The 24,363-nt window shown below is 42.2% G+C and carries 22 protein-coding genes, 1 tRNA gene, 1 pseudogene and 1 other annotated feature; of the genes and pseudogenes, 13 read left to right on the forward strand and 11 right to left on the reverse strand.

The window, feature by feature from the left end:
* The first annotated feature begins 355 nt into the window (after nucleotides 1–355).
* Entirely contained in the window at nucleotides 356–859 is a 504-nt protein-coding gene (locus tag ACEW80_RS19620; protein WP_373528233.1) for a DUF2243 domain-containing protein, read from the forward strand.
* Nucleotides 860–906: 47 nt separating this feature from the next.
* Nucleotides 907–1,539 carry a DUF4129 domain-containing protein gene (locus ACEW80_RS19625; RefSeq protein ID WP_373528196.1) on the forward strand — a complete coding sequence of 211 codons (633 nt, stop codon included), beginning with the start codon at nucleotides 907–909 and terminating at the stop codon, nucleotides 1,537–1,539.
* An 83-nt stretch (nucleotides 1,540–1,622) separates the two neighbouring features.
* On the opposite strand, the gene recA is transcribed toward ACEW80_RS19625, so the two are convergent.
* The 3 genes from recA to ACEW80_RS19640 all read right to left on the reverse strand — a co-directional run bounded on the left by recA (nucleotide 1,623) and on the right by ACEW80_RS19640 (nucleotide 4,276).
* Nucleotides 1,623–2,720, reverse strand: a complete 1,098-nt coding sequence (gene recA / locus ACEW80_RS19630) for a recombinase RecA (protein ID WP_373528197.1) — start codon at nucleotides 2,718–2,720, stop codon at nucleotides 1,623–1,625.
* Nucleotides 2,721–2,935: 215 nt separating this feature from the next.
* Complete coding sequence (locus ACEW80_RS19635; protein WP_373528198.1) at nucleotides 2,936–3,955, reverse strand: TrkA family potassium uptake protein; 1,020 nt, start codon at nucleotides 3,953–3,955, stop codon at nucleotides 2,936–2,938.
* 132 nt (nucleotides 3,956–4,087) lie between these two features.
* Nucleotides 4,088–4,276: a hypothetical protein gene (locus ACEW80_RS19640; protein ID WP_373528199.1), complete on the reverse strand. Its 189-nt coding sequence runs from the start codon at nucleotides 4,274–4,276 to the stop codon at nucleotides 4,088–4,090.
* 394 nt (nucleotides 4,277–4,670) lie between these two features.
* Here ACEW80_RS19640 and ACEW80_RS19645 point away from each other — a divergent pair, with 394 nt between their 5' ends.
* The gene (locus ACEW80_RS19645) at nucleotides 4,671–5,954 is read left to right on the forward strand and encodes an aspartate aminotransferase family protein (RefSeq protein ID WP_373528200.1); all 1,284 of its coding nucleotides are present in this window, start codon (nucleotides 4,671–4,673) and stop codon (nucleotides 5,952–5,954) included.
* Nucleotides 5,955–6,050: 96 nt separating this feature from the next.
* Here ACEW80_RS19645 and ACEW80_RS19650 read toward each other — a convergent pair whose 3' ends face one another.
* The 4 genes from ACEW80_RS19650 to purE all read right to left on the reverse strand — a co-directional run bounded on the left by ACEW80_RS19650 (nucleotide 6,051) and on the right by purE (nucleotide 13,126).
* Complete coding sequence (locus ACEW80_RS19650; protein WP_373528201.1) at nucleotides 6,051–7,655, reverse strand: pentapeptide repeat-containing protein; 1,605 nt, start codon at nucleotides 7,653–7,655, stop codon at nucleotides 6,051–6,053.
* 803 nt (nucleotides 7,656–8,458) lie between these two features.
* The gene (locus tag ACEW80_RS19655) at nucleotides 8,459–9,289 is read right to left on the reverse strand and encodes a squalene/phytoene synthase family protein (RefSeq protein ID WP_373528202.1); all 831 of its coding nucleotides are present in this window, start codon (nucleotides 9,287–9,289) and stop codon (nucleotides 8,459–8,461) included.
* A 950-nt stretch (nucleotides 9,290–10,239) separates the two neighbouring features.
* The gene (locus ACEW80_RS19660) at nucleotides 10,240–11,787 is read right to left on the reverse strand and encodes an ammonium transporter (protein ID WP_373528203.1); all 1,548 of its coding nucleotides are present in this window, start codon (nucleotides 11,785–11,787) and stop codon (nucleotides 10,240–10,242) included.
* A gap of 820 nt (nucleotides 11,788–12,607) precedes the next feature.
* Complete coding sequence (gene purE, locus ACEW80_RS19665; protein ID WP_373528204.1) at nucleotides 12,608–13,126, reverse strand: 5-(carboxyamino)imidazole ribonucleotide mutase; 519 nt, start codon at nucleotides 13,124–13,126, stop codon at nucleotides 12,608–12,610.
* A gap of 71 nt (nucleotides 13,127–13,197) precedes the next feature.
* On the opposite strand from purE, the gene nagA reads away from it, so the two are divergent.
* Nucleotides 13,198–14,361, forward strand: coding sequence for an N-acetylglucosamine-6-phosphate deacetylase (gene nagA / locus ACEW80_RS19670; RefSeq protein ID WP_373528205.1), 1,164 nt, complete (start codon nucleotides 13,198–13,200; stop codon nucleotides 14,359–14,361).
* A 198-nt stretch (nucleotides 14,362–14,559) separates the two neighbouring features.
* Here the strand turns inward: nagA and ACEW80_RS19675 are convergent, their stop codons facing one another.
* Nucleotides 14,560–15,504, reverse strand: coding sequence for a glycosyltransferase family 2 protein (locus ACEW80_RS19675; RefSeq protein WP_373528206.1), 945 nt, complete (start codon nucleotides 15,502–15,504; stop codon nucleotides 14,560–14,562).
* 151 nt (nucleotides 15,505–15,655) lie between these two features.
* On the opposite strand from ACEW80_RS19675, the gene rplS reads away from it, so the two are divergent.
* From rplS to ACEW80_RS19720, 9 genes and pseudogenes are all read left to right on the forward strand, one after another.
* Complete coding sequence (gene rplS, locus ACEW80_RS19680; RefSeq protein WP_373528207.1) at nucleotides 15,656–16,018, forward strand: 50S ribosomal protein L19; 363 nt, start codon at nucleotides 15,656–15,658, stop codon at nucleotides 16,016–16,018.
* Between the two features lie 152 nt (nucleotides 16,019–16,170).
* Nucleotides 16,171–16,243: transfer RNA gene (locus tag ACEW80_RS19685), tRNA-Trp, on the forward strand.
* 191 nt (nucleotides 16,244–16,434) lie between these two features.
* Nucleotides 16,435–16,656, forward strand: coding sequence for a preprotein translocase subunit SecE (gene secE / locus ACEW80_RS19690; RefSeq protein WP_373528208.1), 222 nt, complete (start codon nucleotides 16,435–16,437; stop codon nucleotides 16,654–16,656).
* Entirely contained in the window at nucleotides 16,656–17,288 is a 633-nt protein-coding gene (gene nusG / locus ACEW80_RS19695; RefSeq protein ID WP_373528209.1) for a transcription termination/antitermination protein NusG, read from the forward strand. The genes secE and nusG overlap by 1 nt, the downstream gene beginning before the upstream one ends.
* Nucleotides 17,289–17,294: 6 nt before the next feature.
* Nucleotides 17,295–17,720 (forward strand): 50S ribosomal protein L11, encoded by a 426-nt coding sequence (gene rplK / locus ACEW80_RS19700; RefSeq protein ID WP_196516428.1) that lies wholly within the window; start codon nucleotides 17,295–17,297, stop codon nucleotides 17,718–17,720.
* A gap of 99 nt (nucleotides 17,721–17,819) precedes the next feature.
* Entirely contained in the window at nucleotides 17,820–18,533 is a 714-nt protein-coding gene (rplA, locus tag ACEW80_RS19705; protein ID WP_373528210.1) for a 50S ribosomal protein L1, read from the forward strand.
* A 53-nt stretch (nucleotides 18,534–18,586) separates the two neighbouring features.
* Nucleotides 18,587–18,755 (forward strand) — a sequence feature (ribosomal protein L10 leader region).
* 62 nt (nucleotides 18,756–18,817) lie between these two features.
* Nucleotides 18,818–19,462 (forward strand): 50S ribosomal protein L10, encoded by a 645-nt coding sequence (gene rplJ / locus ACEW80_RS19710; protein ID WP_373528211.1) that lies wholly within the window; start codon nucleotides 18,818–18,820, stop codon nucleotides 19,460–19,462.
* Between the two features lie 93 nt (nucleotides 19,463–19,555).
* Entirely contained in the window at nucleotides 19,556–19,948 is a 393-nt protein-coding gene (gene rplL, locus ACEW80_RS19715; protein WP_373528212.1) for a 50S ribosomal protein L7/L12, read from the forward strand.
* A 242-nt stretch (nucleotides 19,949–20,190) separates the two neighbouring features.
* Nucleotides 20,191–20,475 (forward strand): annotated as a pseudogene (locus ACEW80_RS19720) (IS1634 family transposase); the annotation flags it as partial.
* 147 nt (nucleotides 20,476–20,622) lie between these two features.
* On the opposite strand, the gene cofG reads toward ACEW80_RS19720, so the two are convergent.
* The 3 genes from cofG to ACEW80_RS19735 form a co-directional block, all read right to left on the reverse strand.
* Entirely contained in the window at nucleotides 20,623–21,633 is a 1,011-nt protein-coding gene (gene cofG / locus ACEW80_RS19725) for a 7,8-didemethyl-8-hydroxy-5-deazariboflavin synthase subunit CofG (protein ID WP_373528213.1), read from the reverse strand.
* A gap of 163 nt (nucleotides 21,634–21,796) precedes the next feature.
* Nucleotides 21,797–22,558 carry a beta-carotene ketolase CrtW gene (crtW, locus tag ACEW80_RS19730; RefSeq protein ID WP_373528214.1) on the reverse strand — a complete coding sequence of 254 codons (762 nt, stop codon included), beginning with the start codon at nucleotides 22,556–22,558 and terminating at the stop codon, nucleotides 21,797–21,799.
* Nucleotides 22,559–22,846: 288 nt separating this feature from the next.
* Nucleotides 22,847–24,355: a trehalase family glycosidase gene (locus ACEW80_RS19735; protein WP_373528215.1), complete on the reverse strand. Its 1,509-nt coding sequence runs from the start codon at nucleotides 24,353–24,355 to the stop codon at nucleotides 22,847–22,849.
* Nucleotides 24,356–24,363: the final 8 nt, after the last annotated feature.

Here is a 24,363-nt window from a genome sequence, read left to right on the forward strand (position 1 = left end):
TACCTTAGCCAAATCGAAAAATGCCTGGATTCGTAGGTTGGGTTGAGGCACGAAACCCAACAAATACGTTGGGTTTTGCTTCCCTACGGGACGCTACGCGAACGCTCAACCCAACCTACAAAAAAATGGCGAAGGTATTGAAAATCAGATAATATTTTAGAGAAATGGGATGGGGTTTGGCATTTTACTGAGAAGTAAGTAATTATTATCATAAATACAGTAAATAATCGTTATTTAAGAATTAGAGATAGCTTACGGTACAGTGTAGGTAGTTCAGATCGTACTTGCCTCAAGATAGAAGATATTGCTTCAAAAGAGTTGTATTTTTAAAAAACACTTGTCTATGAGGTTGATGATGGAAGCGAAGAGTGAAACCCTCAACCAACGCGCACCGCTAATTACTGCTGGAATTTTTCTTGGTCTGGGTCTTGGAGGATTTATTGATGGAATTGTACTGCATCAGCTCCTCCAGTGGCATCATATGTTGAGCAACATTCGACCTATGACAAACGTTACCAATCGAGATTTAAACATGGTATGGGATGGGTTATTTCATGCCTTGGATTGGGTGTTAACCGTAGTAGGAGTAATCTTGCTATGGCGTGCAGGAGGGCGTGATGATGTTCCTTGGTCATCACAAACTTTTATTGGGTCGATACTTATTGGTGCTGGGTTGTTCAACTTGGTTGAAGGGCTGATTGATCACCAAATTCTCGGTATCCATCATGTCAAACCAGGCCCAAATCAGTTAGCTTGGGATTTAGGAATTCTTGTATTTGGTGCACTGCTTGCTCTTATCGGCTGGATAATGATCAAAACAGAACTTAGAAGTCAGGAGCAAGAATTCAGCAATCATTAATCATTGATCAAAGTGTGATTTTCCTCCTTCTCTCCCACTTCTCACCTATGCCTACAGATGCCTTTGAAAAAACTAGCTGGAGTTGGCAGTTGTCGCAATTTCAACAACAAGCAGGAGAATGGTGGGAATACCAGTTTTACCGCTTGGAACGAGTTTTGCCAGAATTGCCTACTGGATGGTCAATTAGCTCAAGGCTAGGTGAGTTGCTGAAATTTCTGTTTTGGCTGGTAATCGGCTTATTTTTAGCTTGGGTGGCTTGGCGGTTATGGCGAGAATTCAGTCCTTATGTCTATTCTTGGCTGAGTAGAGGTGGCAATTTCACTGATTTTCGCGTAAAAACTCGCTCTAGTGAGTCATCCATTGCCCTTTTATTGGCGCGATCGCAAGAATATTACCGTCAGGGTAACTACCGTGAGGCTTGCCGTTGTGTCTATTTAGCGATGTTAGAGCATTTGCATCAAAAAGCGATGTCTAACGACAAGCGACTCATCTACGCACCTCATAAACTCAGCCGTACAGATGGAGAATATCTAGAATTGCTGCGATCGTCTGTGACTTCCATGCAGCCTTATGAAACAGTAATTACCACTCACGAGCAATTGTGTTTTGGTAATGCCGATATTTTGCCAGACAATTATGATCAGTGTTGGCAAGCTTATCAAGAAATTTCTCAGCAATAATATAGAAAAGGTGGGTTAAGCGATCGCGCAACCTACCTTTTTGTATATACATTAAGAGTTGCAGATTAATACATCCACAGTCCTTATTCTTCTGGCTCTAATTCCATTTCTTCTTCCTCTTCATCTTCACTTGCTTTCGCCACGGAGTTAGCAGAAACAACAGCGCCTTTATCTAGCTTTTCACGCACTAGTTGCTTAATTTGTTCAGCAAATTCAGGCTTTTCTTCAAGATACTTGATGGCGTTGTCTCTTCCTTGGGAAATATTATTACCGTCGTAACTATACCAAGCTCCTTTACGGACAAGAGTGCCAGTTTCTTCTGCTAAGTCAACAATACAACCCAAGGTAGAAATACCTTTGCCAAAGATAATGTCGAATTCCGCTATTCTGAAAGGCGGCGCTACTTTATTTTTGGCGACTTTGACTTTGACGCGGTTCCCATATTCATCTGTACCTTTTTTCAAGGTTTGAATTCGGCGAATATCTAAGCGCACCGAAGCGTAAAATTTCAATGCGTTACCGCCAGTTGTGGTTTCTGTGCTACCGTAGGTAACACCGATTTTTTGCCGCAATTGGTTGATGAAAATTACTGTACAACCAGATTTACCAATGTTACCAGTAATTTTACGCAAAGCTTGGCTCATCAACCGCGCTTGCAGACCAACGTGGATATCACCCATGTCGCCTTCAATTTCAGCCCGTGGAACTAGTGCTGCTACTGAGTCAATTACTACAATATCAACCGCAGCAGAGCGAACAAGCTGATCGACAATTTCTAAAGCTGATTCGCCATTGTCAGGTTGGGAAATTAACAAATTGTTAATATCTACACCTAATGCCGCAGCATAAGTGGGGTCAAGGGCGTGTTCAGCATCAACAAAAGCAGCAATACCGCCATTTCTTTGCACTTCGGCGAGTGCGTGTAGCGCGACTGTAGTCTTACCGGAACTTTCGGGCCCATAAATTTCAATGACTCGTCCCTTGGGTAAACCACCACCCAATGCCAGATCCAAGGTAAGTGCCCCACTGGAAATAGTCTCCACCCGCATCCGGGTAGCATCGCCCAGCCGCATGATTGCTCCTTTACCAAAGGTGCGCTCAATCTGGTTTAACACCATAGTCAGCGCTTTTTGCTTGCCAGAAGTATCGGTCTTGCCAGAAGTATCGGTGTTGATAGCCATTCCTGCCTCTAATGCCTCTAAATATATGGTTTTAAGGAGTGTTAGTTTTGGAGTTTGAGTAGAACAGATATACTATTTTAACCAGAAAATTCTGGAATAGGATTTCTCAAATCAAAAAAAGGGTGTGACAAGATCGTAACTTGATCGCTACCAGATTAGGGTATTTCTGCACAATGATCCCAACTTGCACTCAGAGATAGCTTCTTTTGGCTGGATCAGCTATTACTTTTAGGTTTACGCAATTTCTGAGAACCAATTGGGCCAAGAATTTGGTTAAGACTCCGCAACTGCTCTGCTGTACCCATACCAATTAGCCGATCTCCTGGCATTAAAATCGTATCGCCAGTGGGTCCACCGATGAGAGTCCCATCAAGGCGGCGAATTGCCAGAACCAATGCCCCAGATTGCGATCGCAATCTCGCTTTTTGCAAAGTTTGACCCACACAGGGACAAAAAGCCGGGTCGAGTAAAAATTCTTCCATATACAATTGGCGGTCTGCACCTGTCAAAATCCCGTCTACAAAATCTAACACTTGGGGTCTGAGAGCCGCAGCAGCCATGCGCTTACCACCAGTAATGTAGGGGGATATGACTTCATCTGCACCAGCGCGTTGTAACTTCTGTAAAGCTTCTTCTTTACTTGCGCGGGCGATCGCCCGAATTGCTGGATTCAATGTTTTTGCTGATAGAACAATATATAAATTTTCCGCATCTGAAGGAAGTGCTGCAACGATACAAGTCGCCCGTTCAATGCCAACTTTCAAAAGTGTATCATCTAGGGTAGCGTCACCTTGGTATGCCGTGTAACCTTCTGACTGCGCCCTTTGTACCGATTCTATCTCCGAATCAATCACTACAAAAGGTACATCTTCTGCCTTAAATTCCTTGGCAATTTGACGACCAGTGCGACTAAATCCACAGATGATGTAATGTTCTGATAGGGATTCCATTAACCGCCTCTGCTGCTGTAGCCGAATTCCTTCGTGAAAGTAGCCTTCAATGATCGCTTGTGTAAATCTGTTGACAATGTAACCGATATTCATCACACCCAACAAAATCAGGGCAATTGTAAACAACCGTCCTCGGCTACCCAGTGGATGCGTCTCTCCATACCCCACAGTCGCTAAGGTGATCACTGTCATGTAAGCCGCGTCTTCCCATGACCAGCCCTCTATTATTCGATACCACAAAGTGCCAATGAAGAAAACACCACCGAGAGCGATCGCCCCAGCCATTAACTCCTTTTGGATACGTTGATATTTTTGCTCAAGTTTTGAGAATGAGGTAAAAATAGTACTTTTAGCCTAATTTTTCTAGTTTTCTATTAACTTTAAAGTTATCTCTACTAATAGTCCAATCACTCAGAACTACTTAGCTTTTTTCTTATCTAGTGCTTCTTGAATAGCGCGTCTACAGAACTCTGGGGGGTCATCTTGTGCTTTCACCTCTTCCTTCATATCTTTAGTAACCCGGAAACTGAGATTATCAATTAATTTATCTTCTCTATTTGACGGGGCTGGTTCTAAATTTTGTGGATTACCTTTGGGATTGGGCATTGTTGAGAGATGTGAATAAGGATTGATTGGAATGTATACATTCCAATCAACTTTTTAATCGGTAGGTATCATCCCTGGAAAAGTTGTTACCTACCGATACCACTTTTACCAAGAGGTAATTCTATTTTATGTTCACGCGTTCCGAGTTAGAAATCAAGGCTAAGATGCACCTTGAGATTGCCGTTAGGTTACTGACTCAGTAACATTTTCAATTTCTCGCTAAACTCCCTTCATTCCACAAGGGAGTTTTTTTTCACCACCACAATGCATTTGAGGTTACATAAGCGTTAGCTTAAAAGGAAGTACAAGTTGTGCTAAATAAAAAGTAATTTTGAGAAATTTCTAGCAAACTTGTAAATAACTATATAATGAAAAACTTTCACGAGGAGCAGTAGTGAGCCTACAAACTCTAGTTGACCAAGCCACCATCTCCCCAGATTTAGGGTCAGCATCCACCAGTCCCTTTGATGCAGATAGCTTTAATGAAGCTGTCATGTCCACCTACGCCCGGTTTCCCTTAGCCCTAGAACGGGGTGCTGGATGCCGGGTTTGGGATACACAGGGGCGAGAATATCTGGACTTTGTGGCTGGAATTGCCACTTGTACTTTAGGACACGCCCATCCAGCGATGGTAGAAGCGGTGACACGCCAAATCCAGAAGCTGCACCATGTTTCTAATTTGTACTACATTCCTGAGCAAGGTGAATTGGCAAAATGGATCGTTGATCATTCCTGCGCTGATCGCATATTTTTCTGCAACTCTGGAGCTGAGGCCAATGAAGCAGCAATTAAACTGGCGCGGAAATATGCCCACACAGTTTTAGACATTGAAAAACCGATTATTTTAACCGCCCATGCCAGTTTTCACGGACGGACTTTAGCGACTGTTACCGCCACTGCACAACCGAAGTATCAAAAGTACTTTGATCCCTTGGTTCCTGGTTTCCACTACGTAAATTACAACGATATTAACGCTGTGGAAGTGGCGATTAGTGAGTTAGATGAAGGCGATTATCATGTAGCGGCAATTCTGATCGAGCCATTGCAGGGAGAAGGTGGTGTGCGTCCAGGAGATATTGCCTATTTCAAAAAGCTCCGGCAGATTTGCGATGAAACTGGCATTTTATTGATTTTTGATGAAGTGCAAGTTGGCATGGGACGCAGTGGCAAATTATGGGGTTACGAACATCTCGGCGTTGAACCAGATATTTTCACCAGTGCCAAAGGCTTAGGTGGCGGTATTCCCATCGGCGCAATGATGAGCAAGAAATTCTGCGATGTTTTTCAACCAGGGGAACACGCCAGCACCTTTGGCGGAAATCCGTTTGTATGTGGTGTAGCACTCAGTGTTTGCCAGACATTGGAACGGGAAAATATATTGCAGAATGTGGAAGAACGGGGTGAACAATTGCGATCTGGATTGAGGGCGATCGCTGCGAAATATCCTCAGCACATTACCGAAGTTCGGGGTTGGGGTTTAATCAACGGTTTGGAGTTGCGATCTGACATTGAGCTAACCGCAGCCGATGTCGTCAATGCTGCCATCAAAGAGGGCGTATTGCTGGTACCCGCCGGTCCAAAAGTTGTCCGATTTGTGCCACCGCTGATTGTCACAGAAGCCGAAGTAAACACAGCCTTGCAAGCTGTGGATCAAGCGATTGCGATCGCCACAAAGTAGGCGATCTAGAAAATATAGCGGTTCTCGTGTGGATGTAACCCAATTCGTAGGGGCACAACAATGTTTATGTTTGTGTCCCAACGATAAACTTGAAAATTACAACAAGCCTCGTTTACCATTGGGGCGCACGGTCATCCAATTTGTTTTAGCTAGTGCTAACTGCTCATCAGAAATTTTGGCACTGGTGAGATTAGCACCACACAGATTAGCTCCTCGGAGGTTGGCATTACTGAGATAAGCATCGCTGAGGTCTGCGCCTCGCAAGTCTGCCCCTTCCAGATCAGCATGATTAAAGTATGCTTTGCTCAAATTAGTATCCTTAAGATTTGCTCGATTCAGACTGGCTCTGCTAAAGTCGCTACTCTGGAGATTAGCTCCCTGGAGATTGGTTTTTTGAAATTGAGCAGAATGGAAATTTGTTTGTGATAAATCAGCACCTTGCAGGTTCAGCAAATTTAAATTGTGTAGGGCAAAATCCCGCCTTCCCTTCAGATAGGCGGCTAGTAAACCTTGGGTATCTAGCTTGCGCTGAACTTTAGAATTTTGAACCTGGGAACCATTACTGTTGCTGTTAGCCAAAGTTGTTGATTTGCCCATCCCAGAACCCTGGTGTAATCCACCTGCTTCTGCTGCCTTAGCTCGTCTAGCGCGAATTGCTGCCGCTACCTGTGCTACTCCTGTACTGATACCAGCGGCAGAAGGGTTGCTATATAAAACAGCAGAATTTTCCAGGCGATTGTATGTTCGCTCTTTAGCTCCAGTATCAGATTTAACCAGCAAACCCTTTGATAAACTATCTAAGTATGGTTCTATTTCCAATGCTCTGAGAACATCTGCCGCTGATTGATAGCGATTACGTACAGACACCTCTAACATTTTTCGTAATACATTGCTCAAGTGGTCACTCACTTGCACAAGCTGCTCCCACATCATCTCACCAGTGTTGGGATTGTAATCTAAATCTTTAGGAGTTTTACTAGTGAGCAAATAAATGCATGTTACCCCCAGTGCGTAGATATCACTGGCATAGACTGGACGCATAGCCATTTGCTCTGGAGGTGCAAAACCAGGAGTACCAATCGCATATGCAGTTAATGCTGTCTGTCCCGATTGACTTATTGCACCTTGGGTAACTTTGTCTTTAACAGCACCAAAGTCAATGAGTACCATTCTGGAATCTTGAGTGCGGCGAATCAAGTTGGCTGGCTTGATGTCACGATGAATTACCTTTTGCTCATGGATGTATTGCAGCAGTGGTAGAGTCTCGCTTAAGAATTGCTTGACTCCAGTTTCGCTTAAGATGCCGTTAAGTTTGACCTCCTCCTGCAAGGTATCACCGCCAATGTATTCTTGAACTAAGTAAAATTGTTCATGATCCTCAAAATAGTCTAACAATCTTGGTACTTGGGGATGATTGCCAATCTTACCTAGAGTTTTGGCTTCTCGCTCAAAGAGTTCTCTGGCCATCTGTAAAACGTGTGGGGCGCTTCCTGATGGGCGTAATTGCTTGATTACGCAACTCGGTTCTCCTGGTAAGCCCTGATCATTGGCTAAGAAGGTTGCTCCAAAGCCACCCTGACCTAATGGTTTGATCACTTGATAGCGATCGCGCAACAGTAATTGCGAGCCACAAGAGTGACACTTTTGGCTATTTACCAAATTTTCTGGATTGGGACAGGTAGGATTTAAGCAGTAGCTCATGCACTGTCAACTCGCTGCACGAAAAATCAAGGGGAACATTAAACTCTGTTTCAATTATTTAGATATTAATCAACTCTTGCCAGGTAATTTTTGCTGGAAATTCTTTGAAGAGTTTCTAAAGTTTAATTGGCATTACGTAAAGCGATCATCAAATCAAGATTATTTATTATACTTACACTAATAATTAGTGTCTATGGTAATTTCTACCAATTTAGAAAGTCAGATTTAATCTGGGTTTCCCCATGATTGTATCTATAGTCTTATTTTGGAGTGTTATTGTTAGGACTTACGCATTGACAGAAAAGCCAAAATAGCAAGTATAGTTTTCAAGGCTTATAGCGAGATTTTTCAATGATATTTTGGCGATCGCACCCAATCAAGGGAGATTGATAAAAGCCTGAAACAACGCATTGACGTTGATACACAAGATAGTTATTTTGTACAGTGCGTAAGTCCTAATTGTGTGATGTCCGCTTGATTAGTTGTTATTCTGAGCATCTGTACAGACACCTTCAAACCCGTAGGAGTAAGTGGACTCGCTTAAAGCGAACGGCATAGCTTCTCTACGAGACGCTATGCCGTTGGCGAACGAGAGGCGTGTCGCAGACAAGCCTCTCGTTCGCGCAGCGTCTCCCTTTGCGAGAAGAGAAAGCTTTCGGCTGCGTCATGCGCTAAAGCGTCTCCCTTTTTCTACGCGAAGTAAGAAGATCGCACTGGCTCCCCTACAGAAAATCGCTGTAGGATTTTGGATGTCCGAATTGGGAAGGAATGTAGAATCGGCTCCTTTAGTCGTTAAGAGACTATTAGCTGGCTTTCATGTTCACACTAATTAGCTGTTCGAGAAGTGCAAATACATCACTGCGGCTGAGTTTTTCTTTACCATTGGCAAGGGCGTCAAGAGTACCATTAGCCAAGGTTAAGGGAATTTGGCAAAAGTCCAAGGCCGGACCCGTAGGAAGGTCTTTGGTATAAGCTTCTGCCAAGATTAGATTACGCCGCGCATACTCTTGCATATTTGCTGCATTCCAACCCTCTGGAAAGAAGTCTACCCCACGCTCTAAATCTTCAGTATGGTTACGCAGGATATTAACTGCTTGTAAACCCCGACCAAACCCAATGGCCTGGGTGCGGTTTGTTTGCGTTCCATCGTACCAAGTCCATAAGTCCGAAAGCAACAATCCCACCGCACCTGCAACCCCAAAGGTATAACGATCCAAATCAGATTCTGTGTAAATTTTCCAGTTTCTTTCTGCCCAGTAAGCCATCCGGTCGGCCATTGCAGCAGTAGCATCCCAAATTCGAGGTGCAATAGTTTCAGGTGCTAGCAGCGACCATTCTCTAATCCTTATGGTGACTTCTTCTAAGGAATCCTCGTACCCGCTAAATCCGGCAAAGAAAGCATCTACTGGGAAGCCATCAACCCCTGCCTGTAATGTCAGGCTAATTGTTCTTAACAACTTCGTCTTTGTAGAGTTATCTAGTTCTGGATGATCTTCAATTTCATCAATGGCACGCATACACAAATATGCTGATGCTACTGCTTCTTGTAATCCTGGCGGTAAAAGATTAATTGGAATATAAAAAGTTCGGCTAGTTTCTTTAAGGATTTGCAATGCATCTCTACGTAAATCCATGTTTTCACTCCCCGCTTGATTTTTGTACCACATGAAGTTTGCAGTTTTTTGATGATACTGAATATAGTTTTGATTAAACCTTAAAAACTATAGACTATAAAATACGCTAGTATTTCATCTAAAAATTAATAGTTTTTGGTGTTGCAATTAACAAAACTCTCAAATTTATCAAAATCTAGTATAGTATATAAGGTTTTGGTTGCAAAAAAGTGCGAGGTGCAGTTTTATATAGCCTTCATAAAGTTTGAATGTAAATATAAAAATTTATGTTGATATTTGGTTAATTAACGCGAAATTTTTCCATAAGCGAAGATCATTTTAGTGGTTTGAGAGTGCTACGATTCTGCGTTAATCTGATTAGTAAAGTATAATGTTTGTATATATAAATACAATTGCGTAAAAATTGATCACGAATAAGTACAGTGCGTAAGTTCTGCCAATATAACTTTTTTGTGGTCATGAGTTTAATGTCGCTCCAAAAAGAGGTTTACAAGGATTTTGTGATTACATTATTAGTATTTATAAAGAGCAACTGTACATTAGTACTCTAGTAATTGTAATATTTGAAGTTAAGAAAGAATATATAGCAATCCGATTTGATTTCTGAAATTATTTGCGTAGGCTGGGAGTGGGGAGTAGGGAAGAACTCTCTTTGAGTTGTACTGAGTTTGTTCAAAAATCAAATATGAGCCCTATATTATTGGTGGGCTTGGTCAATTTATCGTGGTAATGGTTGCAGCCTAGTTATTTAATCAAGACCTACCAGGTGGAAGATTGGAAAAGTAAGGGGGCATAAGACCCCCTACTTTTTCCTGCTATTCGTCCCCATCTTACATGGGGATAGAGAATTTTACGGAATTAGTTAAATCTACTAATAGTGTGTTGGTAGCGAAGATTAGGAATATGCCAGAGGGTAAATCAAACAAATACCTATCCTATAATTTCCCAATTTAGCTTTGTCCTTCAGTAAATCCAGTTGCATCACCTTTTTTGAGGAATCCACTGTAGGCTTCCATACCATGTTCACTGATATCCAAACCTTCTAACTCCTCTTCTTTAGATACTCTGATACCTAAAGTAGCTTTCAGTGCCAGCCAAAAAATACTACTGAGTAAAACAGTGAAGCCACCTACTGTAACAACGCCCAGTAACTGAATACCGAACTGTCCAACACCACCACCTGTAAATAAACCTTTTGCTGGACCAAGTGCATCACCATACCAGGAATAAACACCAGGACCAACAGCCCATAGTCCTACTGCTAGAGTTCCCCAGATACCACAAACTAGGTGAACTGAGGTAGCTCCCACTGGGTCATCAATGCCAAGTTTGTCAAAGAATGTTACAGAAAAAACTACCAGTACTCCAGCAATCAAGCCAATGATAAAAGAACTACCGATGCTGACGTAAGCACAAGATGCTGTAATCGCAACCAAGCCAGCCAAAATGCCATTGATAATCATTGACAGGTCTGGTTTGCCTAAGTACAACCAAGCTGTGATTGTGGCTGCAATACCACCGACTGCACCAGCCATGTTGGTTGTTAAGGCAATGTGAGTGATTGCACCAGGATCAGCAGCCATCACAGAACCGGGGTTGAAGCCAAACCAGCCCAACCAAAGTATCAAACAGCCCAAAGTGGCAATACTCATGTTATGACCAGGCATAGCTACGACTTGTCTATCTTGATATCTACCAATACGTGGGCCGAGAAATGCTGCTCCCATCAAAGCTGCCCAGCCACCCACAGAGTGAACCACCGTAGACCCGGCAAAATCCCAAAAGCCTCTGTCTGCTAGCCAACCAGCTCCCCAAATCCAATGTCCAGTAATGGGATAGGCAATACCCACAAGTAAGAGGCTGAAAATTAGGAAATCAATAAACTTAATCCGTTCGGCTACCGCACCAGAAACTATTGTTGCTGCTGTTCCGGCAAACACTAGCTGGAATAAAAATTTGGCAGCTAAGGGTACACCAGTCCAACTAATGCCACTGAAGATACCTTTGTAGGCTTCTCCTGTAGCAGGACTGTTATCTGCTCCTTCTAAGAAAAATCCATTCAATCCAATAAAGTCATTGCCATCGCCGAACATTAAGCCAAAACCGATCGCCCAAAAGGCAACGGTAGCAAGAGCAAATACAACCAGGTTTTTAGAAAGAACGTTGACAGCGTTTTTCTGGCGGCAAAAGCCGGTTTCTAGCATACAAAAACCAGCGTTCATGAAGAACACTAAAAAGGCGGCGATCGCAACCCATAATGTGTCAAGAGCAACTTTAAGTTCTGCTGTCGTTGGCCCTGCTGCTGGAGTTTGAGCAACTGCGGCACAACCCCAACCCAACACAATCAAACAAGCCAAAGGTAAGCAGGCTTGCCAACTGGGAGAGAGTCGCTTAATTGCTAAATTAAATAGCTTGACTTTTGCGTTAGATTGTGAGTCTATAACGTAATTTCTTGCAGACAGACGCCTACTTTTTGTTTTCAATTTTTGTTTGTACATGAATCTAAACAGCATCCTCCAAAAACAGCAAAAAACAGGTTAAGCATAAAAGACTAACGCCCGAAGTTAATCCAGTGGTTTTTGATATTTTTCTTTTAAACCACTTGTTTAGAAACTTGAAAATCAAATAACCTTAGTAGGAGTTTAGGAAACTATTGGCACATATGTAAATAGTTTTTGGAAATCTTCATTAAGAAATTATTATATAGTTTATAAAACAGTCAAGTAGTTTTTCAATTAATCTTCAATCTTGCAAAATCTCTTTGGCATGAAAAGTAGAAGTTGTCTAAAATTGTCAACATAATACCAATAAACAATGCGGTAAGAAGTGGCAACCTGCGTAACAATCTTAGTTATTTTTTCCCTGGAACCCACCTTTTTTTTCATATCAACTTAACAACTTTGATTTAGAGAAAAATCTCAACCCTCCCTCACAGGAAAATATAAGAATACTTCCTGTTGCATTTGTGATTAACTTATGCCTAAACGGATAAATTTGATTAATCTTCTATTTACTAGAACCAAAAAACTGTATTATTTAATACGTTTTCTAGCGTTTGTAGTAGCAAACAGCCTTTGAGGGATCAAGGAAAGCAACTGTATCGTTTACAGGCTAAGTATTTCCCGATATCAGAATAGGACAATTAAGTATTTTATTAATTTTCTATACGAAAAGTTAATTATTCGTTACTTTAAAGCTGCTAACAAGCTTTTCTTGGTAATAGCCATTTATTAAACTGCTACTGCTTTTAAAATTTCGCAATTCAAGTCAAGGATGATTTATACCCTGTCGCCTGCTCCCTGTTTTCAAAATAAATGACTAGAGCATCTGTTTTAAATATTGTTCATAGCCCAATTGTTCTAGTTTTGCTTGCTTTGCAATTACTGATTCCGAAAGGGTTTGACGATATTGTTGTACTTTTTCTAACAATTCTGGTTGATGAGTTGCCAGGATTTGTACTGCTAAAAGACCGGCATTTTTGGCATTACCGATCGCCACCGTTGCTACAGGAATACCAGCAGGCATTTGTACAATCGAATACAAAGAATCAACACCTTGCAAATTACGGGTGGGTACGGGAACACCAATAACCGGAAGTGGGGTTAAAGATGCTACCATTCCGGGCAGATGTGCCGCACCACCCGCACCGGCAATGATTACCTTAATACCGCGTTGGTGTGCAAGTTGAGCATATTGCACCATGCGTTCTGGGGTGCGATGAGCAGAAACGATCGCCACTTCCCTCTCAACGCCAAATTCGTCACAAACTGCGATCGCATCTTTCATAGTGGGCAAATCGGAATCACTGCCCATGATAATACCAACTAAGGGAGCCATAGAATTTTGGATTTATAGCCGATTGATTCATTTAAAATCGAATGAGATTTAGCTATCTTCTTGCCAATCTGATGATCCAAGCAATACAAAGTGCCGTAGATATTATCAATGCTAGAGTACCAGGTTACAAAGATTTGCAGATGCTCTTGGTTAATCAAGAGGGCATAATTGAGCAAATCTTGCCAATGGATACAGTAGAGGCGCACAACCGTACATCCGTAATAAATGTAGCAGGTGACTGGATTTCTTTAGGCGGAGTTGATTTGCAGATTAATGGGGCGTTGGGATTGGCATTTCCTGATTTAAAAGCTGAAAACTCTGATATTATCCCGAAAATAACGCAATTTTTGTGGAATGCCGGGATAGATGGATTTTTACCGACACTTGTGACAACTTCAGTAGAAAATATTCAGCGATCGCTTGCTGTGATTGCTGATATTATCCCCTGTAAACAAACAGGTGCCAAGATTCTCGGAGTACATTTAGAAGGTCCATTTTTAAATTATCAAAAGCGTGGTGCACACCCAGCAGAGTACATATTACCCTTAACAATTGACGAGGTAAAGCGGGTTTTGGGAGATTATGCAACGCTCGTGAAAATCATCACCTTAGCACCAGAGTTAGATCCCACTGATGAAGTAATACCATATTTGCGTTCTTTGGGCATTACCGTCAGTTTAGGACATTCTCAGGCAACATCTGCCCAAGCGCAACGTGCTTTTGAACTCGGTGCAACGATGGTAACTCACGCTTTTAACGCTATGCCATTATTACATCACCGTGAACCAGGATTATTAGGGGCAGCAATTACCCATCCGAATGTCATGTGTGGTTTTATTGCAGATGGTGAACACGTTTCGCCTACGATGCTGCAAATATTACTTCGCGCCAGCAATTACGAAAAAGGGCTTTTCCTTGTCAGCGACGCCCTTTCACCACTGGGGTTACCTGATGGCGTGTATCCTTGGGACAGTCGGCAAATTGAAGTTAAAAACGGTACTGCACGATTGGCGGATGGCACCTTATCGGGGACGACTTTACCCTTATTGCTGGGAGTGCAGAATTTGGTGAAGTGGGGGATTTGTGACGTGGAAAATGCCATTTTACTAGCTACCGATGCACCTAGACAGGCAATTAATTTACCAGGAATTGCCAAGAGTCAACCCGCTAATTTATTACGCTGGCATTGGGATGAAGCGACAAAACAACTAACTTGGCAACGATTATTGGCTTAAATTTCGCGTCAAGGTAAAAGCGAATTGACGAAAACAAACTCTGCGTCCTCACTCAAATCTGAGCGACGGGAGCTGTCGCTCAGATTTCTCAGTCAGTCTCAACTCTTAATTCGTCGCAAATTTACGAAATTATCTACTTATTCACTTTCATAAATGCTAAGTTTTTAAAAGCAAAAACTATCATCAACGCTTAAAAAGTTACGACTCAATCAACACAAGTTTACGAACTTGAGAATTATTTCCTTGAGAGTTGCGTGATGAAACAGCAGTTAGCAAAAACTTCCAAGAGCGAGGAGAAAGTATAGACGGATCGATCATTGAAAGAAAACTCTTGATATTTTTTTGCTTCAGTGCTACCAAAATCCAATGGAGTTTTAAGTAATTTTTTATATCTTCAAAGACGGGAATCTTTGAGCGATGTTGTTCATCTACTAAGGCGTAAATCTTCTCCTTCATCAAAATATTTGTCGCCAACCGCCGAGACAAAGAAAACTTTTGATTATAAGCACCAGTCCAGATAGTGCGGTAAGCAAGACACTGGTTGAAGAAAATAGCATCACCAAACTGGGCAATCCGAATCCAGGAATCGATGTCATCACAGTTAGCATCAAGTGTGGAGTCCCAACCACCAGTTTGCAGGAAAGCATCACGCTCACAGGCTACTTGTACAGGTGTGCCAAAAGGTACAATCTCTAAGAGCATACCGTAGTGAATATCGGCTTGGGGGATATAAAAAGCTAAACCGGGACCAACTTGGGGGGTGCGAGATATTTCAACTTCATTACCATCTACCTGAGCCGCCACACAAGAGCAGATTACAGCATCGGGACGAAGGGCGATCGCCTTAGCCATCTCTTCTATGCAGTTGGGAGCCAAATAGTCGTCATCATCCAAAAACTTAATCCAGTCGCCGCTAGCTTTGCCAACTCCAGCATTTACCGTTGCCGCATGACCAAGGTTTACTTCATTACGATGGTAAACAACGTTGTCCCCTAAGCTTTTAACATAGGTTTGGGTGTCATCAGATGAACAGTCATCGGCAACAACCACCTCACACTCAATTGTTTGGTTACGAGCCGAATCGATTGCTCTTTGCAGCAAGTTTAAGCGATTATAGGTACTGATGACGACGCTAAATTTCATAAATTTTACCCTTGTGGTACTGGATTCTGCAATATAGCTTTGCTGTCTAGACTGTTGTATCAGTAAAATTATCAATCCCAACAAGTAAACTGAAATAGGATTATCGATTTATAATTGATGATCGTGAGTTTTTTAAGCAGACCCAAAGACTATGAACGCTCAAGACATTATCCGCTCGATTGAAGCGGAACAGATAAAATCGAATCTGCCCGACATTTATGTGGGCGACACAGTAAAAGTCGGAGTAAAAATTAAGGAAGGCGAGAAATCCCGCGTCCAACCCTACGAGGGAGTAGTGATTGCCAGACGCAATGGCGGCATCAACGAAACTATTACAGTCCGTAAAGTTTTTCAAGGTGTCGGCGTGGAGCGTGTGTTTTTGTTGCATTCTCCCCGGATTGACAGCATCAAAGTATTACGTCGCGGTAAAGTCCGCCGTGCTAAGTTGTATTATCTTCGCGATCGCGTCGGTAAGGCAACCCGGATCAAACAACGATTTGACCGCCCTTTGTAATTTGTCTTTCCAAAGTATGGGAGAAATCTCAAGCCTCAAGCGGCATCTGCCGCTAACTTGTTTTTCCGATAAAATTAAGGTATGATATAAATCGCATATTGCGTTAAACTGAAATTTAGTTCAGCGCAATAACTGAATCAAAAACAGCTTGTGCGCTCTTAGTTCAGTTGGTAGAACGCAGGTCTCCAAAACCTGATGTCGGGGGTTCAAGTCCTCCAGGGCGCGCTCAAAAGCAAAAAACAAAGCCCGAAATAATTACGCAGCTGCTATATTAGCAGTTAGCGCTAATAATTTCGGGTAAATTTATTGTATTTGCAGTTGTTTTGCTTTCAGTAAGCGAAATAGAGTCGAAACTGCAAACCGGGATGACAATTAAGTAGGATCTAACTGTACAAGAAACAGGGGGATAAACGGCCGTGGCCAAAAAAAGTGAGGCAGAATTGCCAGAAACCAGCAATGGATTTAGCTTTGGCAACTTCATACAGGGAACCAAAGAAGAACTTGAAAAAGTAGTTTGGCCTAGTCGGAAGCAGATAGTAAGCGAATCCGCCGCTGTGTTGTTAATGGTGGCACTCTCCGCATCTTTGATATACTTGGTCGATGGATTGTTTGCTTGGGCAGCAAAACAGGTGTTCTGATGACTTTTGCAACAGATGAACCACGCAACTCAATCTTGCAGTCAGAGGAAACAGCAGAAGCAGCGTCAAAAGAAGCACGCTGGTATGCAGTTCAAGTAGCCTCAGGCTGTGAAAAGCGTGTAAAAACTAACTTAGAGCAACGCATTCAAACTTTTGATGTATCTGACAAAATTATCCAGGTAGAAATTCCGCAGACGCCAGCGGTGAAAATCCGCAAAGACGGTAGTCGCCAGCATACAGAAGAAAAAGTTTTCCCTGGTTATGTGCTGGTACGGATGATGATGGATGATGATACCTGGCAGGTGGTACGAAACACCTCCCATGTAATTAATTTTGTGGGTTCAGAACAAAAACGTGGTAGTAGTAGGGGTCGAGGTCATGTCCACCCCATACCACTGAGTTCTTCAGAAGTAGAACGTATATTCAAACAAACCAGCGAACAAGAGCCGGTTCTCAAAATTGACATGGCTACTGGTGATAAGATCATGGTGCTTTCTGGTCCATTTAAAGACTTTGAAGGCGAGGTGATTGAAGTCTCTCCAGAGCGGAGTAAGCTTAAAGCCTTGCTCTCAATTTTCGGCAGGGATACACCAGTAGAATTGGAATTTAATCAGGTAGAGAAACAAAGCTAAATAAAAATGGCGAAGAAAATAGTAGCGGTCATTAAACTGGCCCTGAATGCTGGAAAAGCCAACCCAGCGCCGCCAGTGGGTCCCGCGTTGGGTCAACATGGCGTTAATATCATGATGTTCTGCAAAGAGTACAATGCCAAAACAGCAGATCAAGCTGGAATGGTGATACCCGTAGAAATTTCGGTTTTTGAAGACCGGAGTTTTACATTTATACTCAAGACGCCACCAGCATCGGAACTGATTCGCAAGGCAGCGAAAATTGAAAGAGGCTCGAATGAACCCAACAAAAAGAAAGTAGGGTCAATTACCAAAGCTCAATTGCAAGAAATAGCCCAAACGAAACTGCCCGATCTTAATGCCAACGACATAGACGCGGCAATGAAGATTGTGGGAGGAACGGCTAAGAATATGGGTGTAACAATTACAGATTAGTCATTGGTCATTGGTCATTAGTAAAAAACTGGCAAATGACAAATAAGTAAAAATTATCGGGGGAGAGGCGAAGCTTCGGAATTACCCCAGGAGAAAAAAATGCCAAAAATATCGCGTCGTTTGCAGACGCTGCAAGCAAAAGTAGAAGACAAGGACTATCTACCCTTAGAGGCTTTAGCTCTTCTGAAAGACACAGCAACAGCTAAATTTGCCGAAGCTGCGGAAGCGCATATCCGGCTGGGAATTGATCCCAAGTATACAGACCAACAGTTGCGGACAACGGTAGCACTGCCTAAAGGTACAGGACAAATCGTCCGAGTGGCGGTGATAGCCAGAGGCGAAAAGGTAAACGAAGCAAGTATCGCTGGGGCTGATATAGTAGGTTCAGAAGAACTAATTGACGAAATCCAGAAAGGTAGAATGGATTTTGATAAGCTGATTGCTACACCCGATGTAATGCCACAGGTGGCAAAGCTGGGTAAGTTGCTAGGTCCGCGCGGTTTGATGCCATCGCCCAAGGGTGGAACTGTGACATTTGATTTAGCAGGTGCGATCGCAGAATTCAAAGCTGGTAAATTAGAGTTCCGAGCTGATCGAACTGGTATTGTCCATGTTATGTTTGGTAAGGCAACCTTCTCGCCGGAAGATTTGTTAGTCAACCTGAAGGCATTGCAGGAGACAATTGATCGTAACCGTCCTTCAGGAGCTAAAGGTCGTTATTGGCGCACATTTTATATAGCTGCCACAATGGGGCCATCGATTAAAGTTGATGTCAGCGCCCTACGAGATTTAAAACTGAGCGAAGCAACGTAAAAGAAGTAATGAGTAGGGAATTTTCTCACTCACTACTCCCCAATCCCCACTAAGAAATTAAATAGGCAAAGCCGGAGACAGCAGGTGCTAATAGCTTAATATCCTGCCGAGGTGAAAACTCTAATTGTCAAAATTACCATGCGTAAAGGTGTGATAACTATGGCATCAGGAGTTTTACTACCCAACCCCGGCTTACATTAGCTGGGGTTTGTTGTTTTGGTTCAGGTTTAGAAAAAACGTACAAGTAGGGCAATGATTAATTGTTTTAAGGAGGTGAGATTGAAATGGGTAGAACACTAGAAAATAAAAAAGAGATAGTAGCTGATCTCAAAGAAACTTTGAGTGAGTCAACTTTAGCACTAGTAATAGAGTATCAAGGGCTAACGGTTGCAGAAATTACTGACTTGCGGCGGCGGCTGCGTCCGAGTGGCACTGTTTGTAAAGTGACTAAAAATACTCTGATGGGCATTGCTATTGAAGGTGACAAAAAATGGCAACCCATGTCGGAATTACTCAAAGGTTCTTCAGCTTTTTTGCTGGTTAAAGAAGATTTTTCATCGGCAATTAAGGCATATCAAGAGTTCCAGAAAACTACCAAGAAGACAGAACTTCGTGGTGGTGTCATGGAAGGTCGCCTCCTCAAAGAACCGGATGTCAAGGCTCTGGGAGACTTGCCATCTAAGGAACAACTCATAGCGCAAATTGCTGGAGCTATCAACGCTTTGGCTGGCAAGATTGCTGTGGGTATCAACGAAATTCCTGGTTCATTGGCTCGTGCTTTCCAGGCTGTGGCCGACCAAAAGCAAGGTGATAGCAGTACCGAAACCGCTACTGTCCAAGATGGCAGTGCTGAAACCACTGCTGTACAAGATAGCAGCACTGAAACCGCTACTGTCCAAGATGGTGGCGCTGAAACCGTTGCTGAATAAACTTCGTGGTTCATCAGTCAAGAGTCAAAAGTCTATAGTTAAAGACCAATGACCTATGACAAATAAATAATCAAAATTACAGGAGTTACATCAATGTCTACTGCAACCGATCAAATTTTAGAACAACTAAAAACCCTGTCTTTGCTAGAAGCAGCTGAGTTAGTTAAGCAAATTGAAGAAGCCTTCGGCGTGAGTGCAGCAGCACCAGCCGGCGGCATGATGATGATGGCTCCTGGTGGTGGTGCTGCTCCTGCTGAGGAAGTAGTTGAGCAAACCGAGTTTGATGTGATTCTAGAATCAGTTCAAGCTGATAAGAAGATTGCCGTCCTGAAGATTGTCCGGGAATTGACTGGTCTGGGTCTGAAAGAAGCAAAAGACTTGGTGGAAGCTGCACCTAAGGCAGTTAAGGAAGGTATGGCTAAGGATGCTGCTGAAGATGCTAAGAAGCGGATCGAAGAAGCTGGTGGTAAGGTGACTGTGAAGTAGTCACAATTACATTATTAAACTTAGTAGTGGCGGAAGTTTGCCTACCTTTAATAAGGGTTCAAAGCCCTTCGTCTAGTTAATTGAGATGATAGTTGGATTTATGCCGTGCTGTACTAGTTTTTTATTAAAGAGCCTGACTTAGGCTCTTTTTTTTATATCAAACCCACATTCGGCAGATATTAAATCAGATTTGAGAATTATGAATTTGGAGAAACTAAAGCCTGAAATGATTATATGGTAAAGAAATAAAATATCAAGTTAAAGGTAAAATAGAAACGAGACTAGAAGTAATTGAAAAAGAAAAAATAAAAGCTGGGAGATTTATATTAGCAACAAATATATTAGATAAAAATGAATTGAGTAATGAACAGGTATTAGAGGAATATAAAGCTCAACAATCAAATGAGAGAGGATTTAGATTCTTAAAAGACCCATTGTTTTTTACATCAAGTGTATTTGTCAAAAGGCCAGAAAGAGTAGAGGCAATTGGGATGATAATGGGACTGTGTTTATTAGTATATAACCTATAGGACTCCGGTTTGATTTTTGAAACTATACTGAGACTGAAAAGCTCGTTTTACCAGGGTTTCATCTGAAATCCTGTTCAGAAATCAAGTAAAGAAATTAACAAATAAACCGACAATGAGATGGGTATTTCAGCTGTTATTGGTGTTCTAGATGGGAAAATCTCTACTTCCCTGTTCTGACAAAAGAGAAACTGGTGTTAGAGTTTTTCGCCAGCGCTTCACTGCTGTTTGCAATTCCCCCGACAACCAGCTATAAAATTGCGGATAAATTGGCGATCGCGGCATCAATTCCCACCCCGCAGGTTGTAAAATATTTCTTAATGCCTGTTCCTGAACATGAGGATAATCAGGATTCACTTCATCTTTTGGGCCAATTCCGCCCAAATCTCGCGCACCAGCTTCGATACAAGCGAGTAACCATCGGTCATCTTTAACTAAATTCGGCGGAATTTGAATACTAATATCTGATGGTAAAATCTGACGCGCTTTCGCAATTACTTCTGGTAACTGATGGGGATCAAAAGGTGGTGCATCAAAAGTTTGCTGATGTCCTGGACTATGGGGTTGCAAGATGACTTCTTGAATGTGATGGTAACGTTGATGCAAGTCAGATATAGCTTCCAATGTTTCCCACCAATCATCTACAGTTTCCCCAATTCCCAACAGTAACCCAGTTGTAAAGGGAATCTGCAACTCTCCCGCCCATTGCAATTGTTGTAAACGGATTTCTGGTAATTTACTCGGTGCGTGCCGATGTACAGTATTTAACAATGTTGGTGTTAACTGTTCCAACATCAGCCCCATCGAAACATTTACACCCTTGAGCTTTTGCATTTCCTCAAAACTTAGCGGGCCTGCATTTGTGTGTGGTAAAAACCCCATTAAAAGCGCTAATTCACACAAATCATAAATCCTCTGAAACCACGCATCACGCCTTGGCGAATGAGGATGCACTTCACCACTAAGTATGAGTATTTCACAGATTTTTTCGCTTTGAAGTGGCTTTAAAATACTGTTTGCATCTGAAAGACTCATCCAGGGACTTTTACCCGGTTCACTGCGAAAGTTGCAATAACTACAGCGATTAAAGCACTCGTAAGTCGGAACAATTGTATAAGCAGGGCTATAGGTGACAAGATGAGAATTATTAATTGGCATAAGCAGGATAATCTAAAATAATGCCTTGCTCAAACTATAGATTAAGTAAGTAGGTGAGAAGAAATCAAATTAGGACTAAAGTCCTTACTAAAAACCTTGAATTATTCACGCCGCTCTACTTACCGTGTCACTCTTGTTGCGATGATATTTAGATAAACAAAAACTATTTTGTTTTGTAAGTTTCTGGTAACTGCCACCAAGGAACATGGGGATACTCGTGATGTTCTTCGTGGTAGCCAAAATGATAGCACGTTATAAATGACCACCAAATTCGACGGGGAATCGTTTTGGCACAATGAGGCTGAATATAACCTCCTATGGGTTCGCTATGGGGTAGAAAAGTCCCAAAATAAAATAATTGCAATGAACTTAAAACCGAAGGAATCACCCAAAAATTTGTTAGATTCTCACTGGGTATATGGAGTATATTTTTAGCAAAGTTATAAATAATGCTTAGGGCAATTATCTGTCCCCAACTCCAGTAATTCTTCATAAAATGAAAATACCAAGTAAATAAATTTTTGTATTTCCCATTATGAAAATCTGGGTCTGTCTGACTTGCTGGATTGTTGTGATGCAGCCAATGTTTTTTCAATAATTTTTTATAGGGTAAAAGACCATAAAGAGATAGGGTTAATGTCCCAATAAGATGATTAATTTTGATGTTCTGGGGAAACACTACCCCATGCATAGCATCATGAGATGTAATAAATAATCCCGTATACAAAAATGTTTGCCATATTATAACAGGCAATAACATCCAAAATTTTAACTTGGAGATGTCAAGGGAAAGTAATAAACTGAGGCTAATGACCCATACGACAACAATAACAATAGCAATAAAAAGTCCCTTAAATTGAGATTTACTTTTCACTACTGGGGTCAGTTTTGTTTGATGACTGGGTGGTTGTTCTAACTGGATCACGCTTTTACTCCGCCTAACATTCAGATGAAAATTCCTAAAATACACTCATGACAAAAACATTCAACCACTAGCTGACAAACTCTATAGTGGCTAATGTTTTACAGTGGAAAATCCCAATCCTCTATAATATGTATAAATATTAAGATACTTTAACTATTATTACACAAATAACCACTATTCTAAAAGCGAATACAAAGGTCATGTAATTTTAACCAACCTCGCTACAGTATGCAGTTCATGATGGCTACTTATAGATAAAGGCGTGAGTTTTTCCTCACGCCTTTTTATTTAAACTTTTTTCCCACAGGCTGCTAAAAGTTCCAAAACAACTCCATTTGTCCAGCCGAAACCAATTTCGTTAGAACTATATCCAAAGCAGATTTCATCGGAGACGTTGGCAGAACAGCGTTCAACATCATATTTCTCAACAATGGTGTTGTGACGCTCGAATTCCTTAATCACCATAGCCAAGAATTTATTTGCAATGCGATCGCCTTCTGGATGAAATCCATAACGGTAAAGTCCCAAAACGGCAATTAACGTCAATGGTGCCCAACCGAAGGGAGCATCCCACTGGTTTCCGGTGACACGAGTACTGGTAAAAATTCCGCCTGGGGCTTCAAATAAAGAGAGGTTTTCGACGACGCGCTGGGCTTGGGCAACAGAAGCAATTCCTAGCCAAAGAGGATAAAACGTGGTAGCAAATTCGTAGCGACGGCGTTCTCCACTCTGGAAATGATAGTCCAGATATATTCCCTGTTGTTCATCCCAGAGACACTGATCGATGCGATCGCGCCGGATATCTGCGCGATCGCGCCATTGTTGTTGCAGTTCTTCGTTCCCCAGAATATCGTTAATTTGGGCTAAATCTTGTTCCACCTGATACAACAAACTGTTGAGGCACACAGGAGCATAATGGAGGATATCAGCACTGAAGGGGCCAAATCGGTTGGTGATATCAAAACCGGACTCGCGCATGGTGCGATCGCCCTTGTAAAATAGGTGGGTCAGTTCGTCATTTTCGCGGTCGTAGTAAAGACTAACGTCATAATCGTCAACCTCAAAAGTTTTATAGTACTCCTTAACGCGATCGTAGTGGCTTTTTCCTTCCTCATCCCGCTCGGAGAACAAAACTTCTGGCGCGGGGCCTTCCCCAAAGGCATAGAATCGGGATAAGCCGGTTGCGGCATTTAAGTGAGGCGGTACTACCCAGTAATAGTAAAACTGCTCTAAAAGCGGTACGGTTGACTTTAACCACTCTTCATCCTGGGTGTGCTGGAATAGCGCCAAAACCATCATACTAAGGACGGGGGGCTGCGATCGCGACAGCATATAAGTCCGGTTAGAATTTAGGATAGTTCCATAATGCTGCACTTGATACAGTAGTTGGTCTACTTGGCTTTGGGCTAGCTCCCATTCCTGATCTCGCAAAAGTCCTAGTAATATAAAGTAGCTGTCCCAGCCATACATTTCGTTAAAGCGGCCACCGGGTACAACATAAGGCCCTGGTAGGTACAATAACCCGTGATCTTGAATCGCTTCGACTTCTGTTGGCAGAGTGCGAATTTCAATTCTTTGCATATCCTTGGGAGATAGCGATCGCTCCAGCACAGTCTGAATGTTGGGACAATCTTCTGAGGGTGAAATGTAAACGATCCAGGGAGTTTCTGTTTTGTGGTCTAACTTGGTATCCTTTGCAGATTGTAATAAGTGTTCGTGCGATCGGGTTAAGGTTTTCCAGGTTTTTTTGATATGGGCGCGTACGGTGTCTATCTGGGCGGTGGTGGGTGTGGTCATATTTTCAA

The organism is Nostoc sp., from assembly GCF_041747015.1.
In the GTDB taxonomy this organism is placed as follows: domain Bacteria; phylum Cyanobacteriota; class Cyanobacteriia; order Cyanobacteriales; family Nostocaceae; genus Nostoc.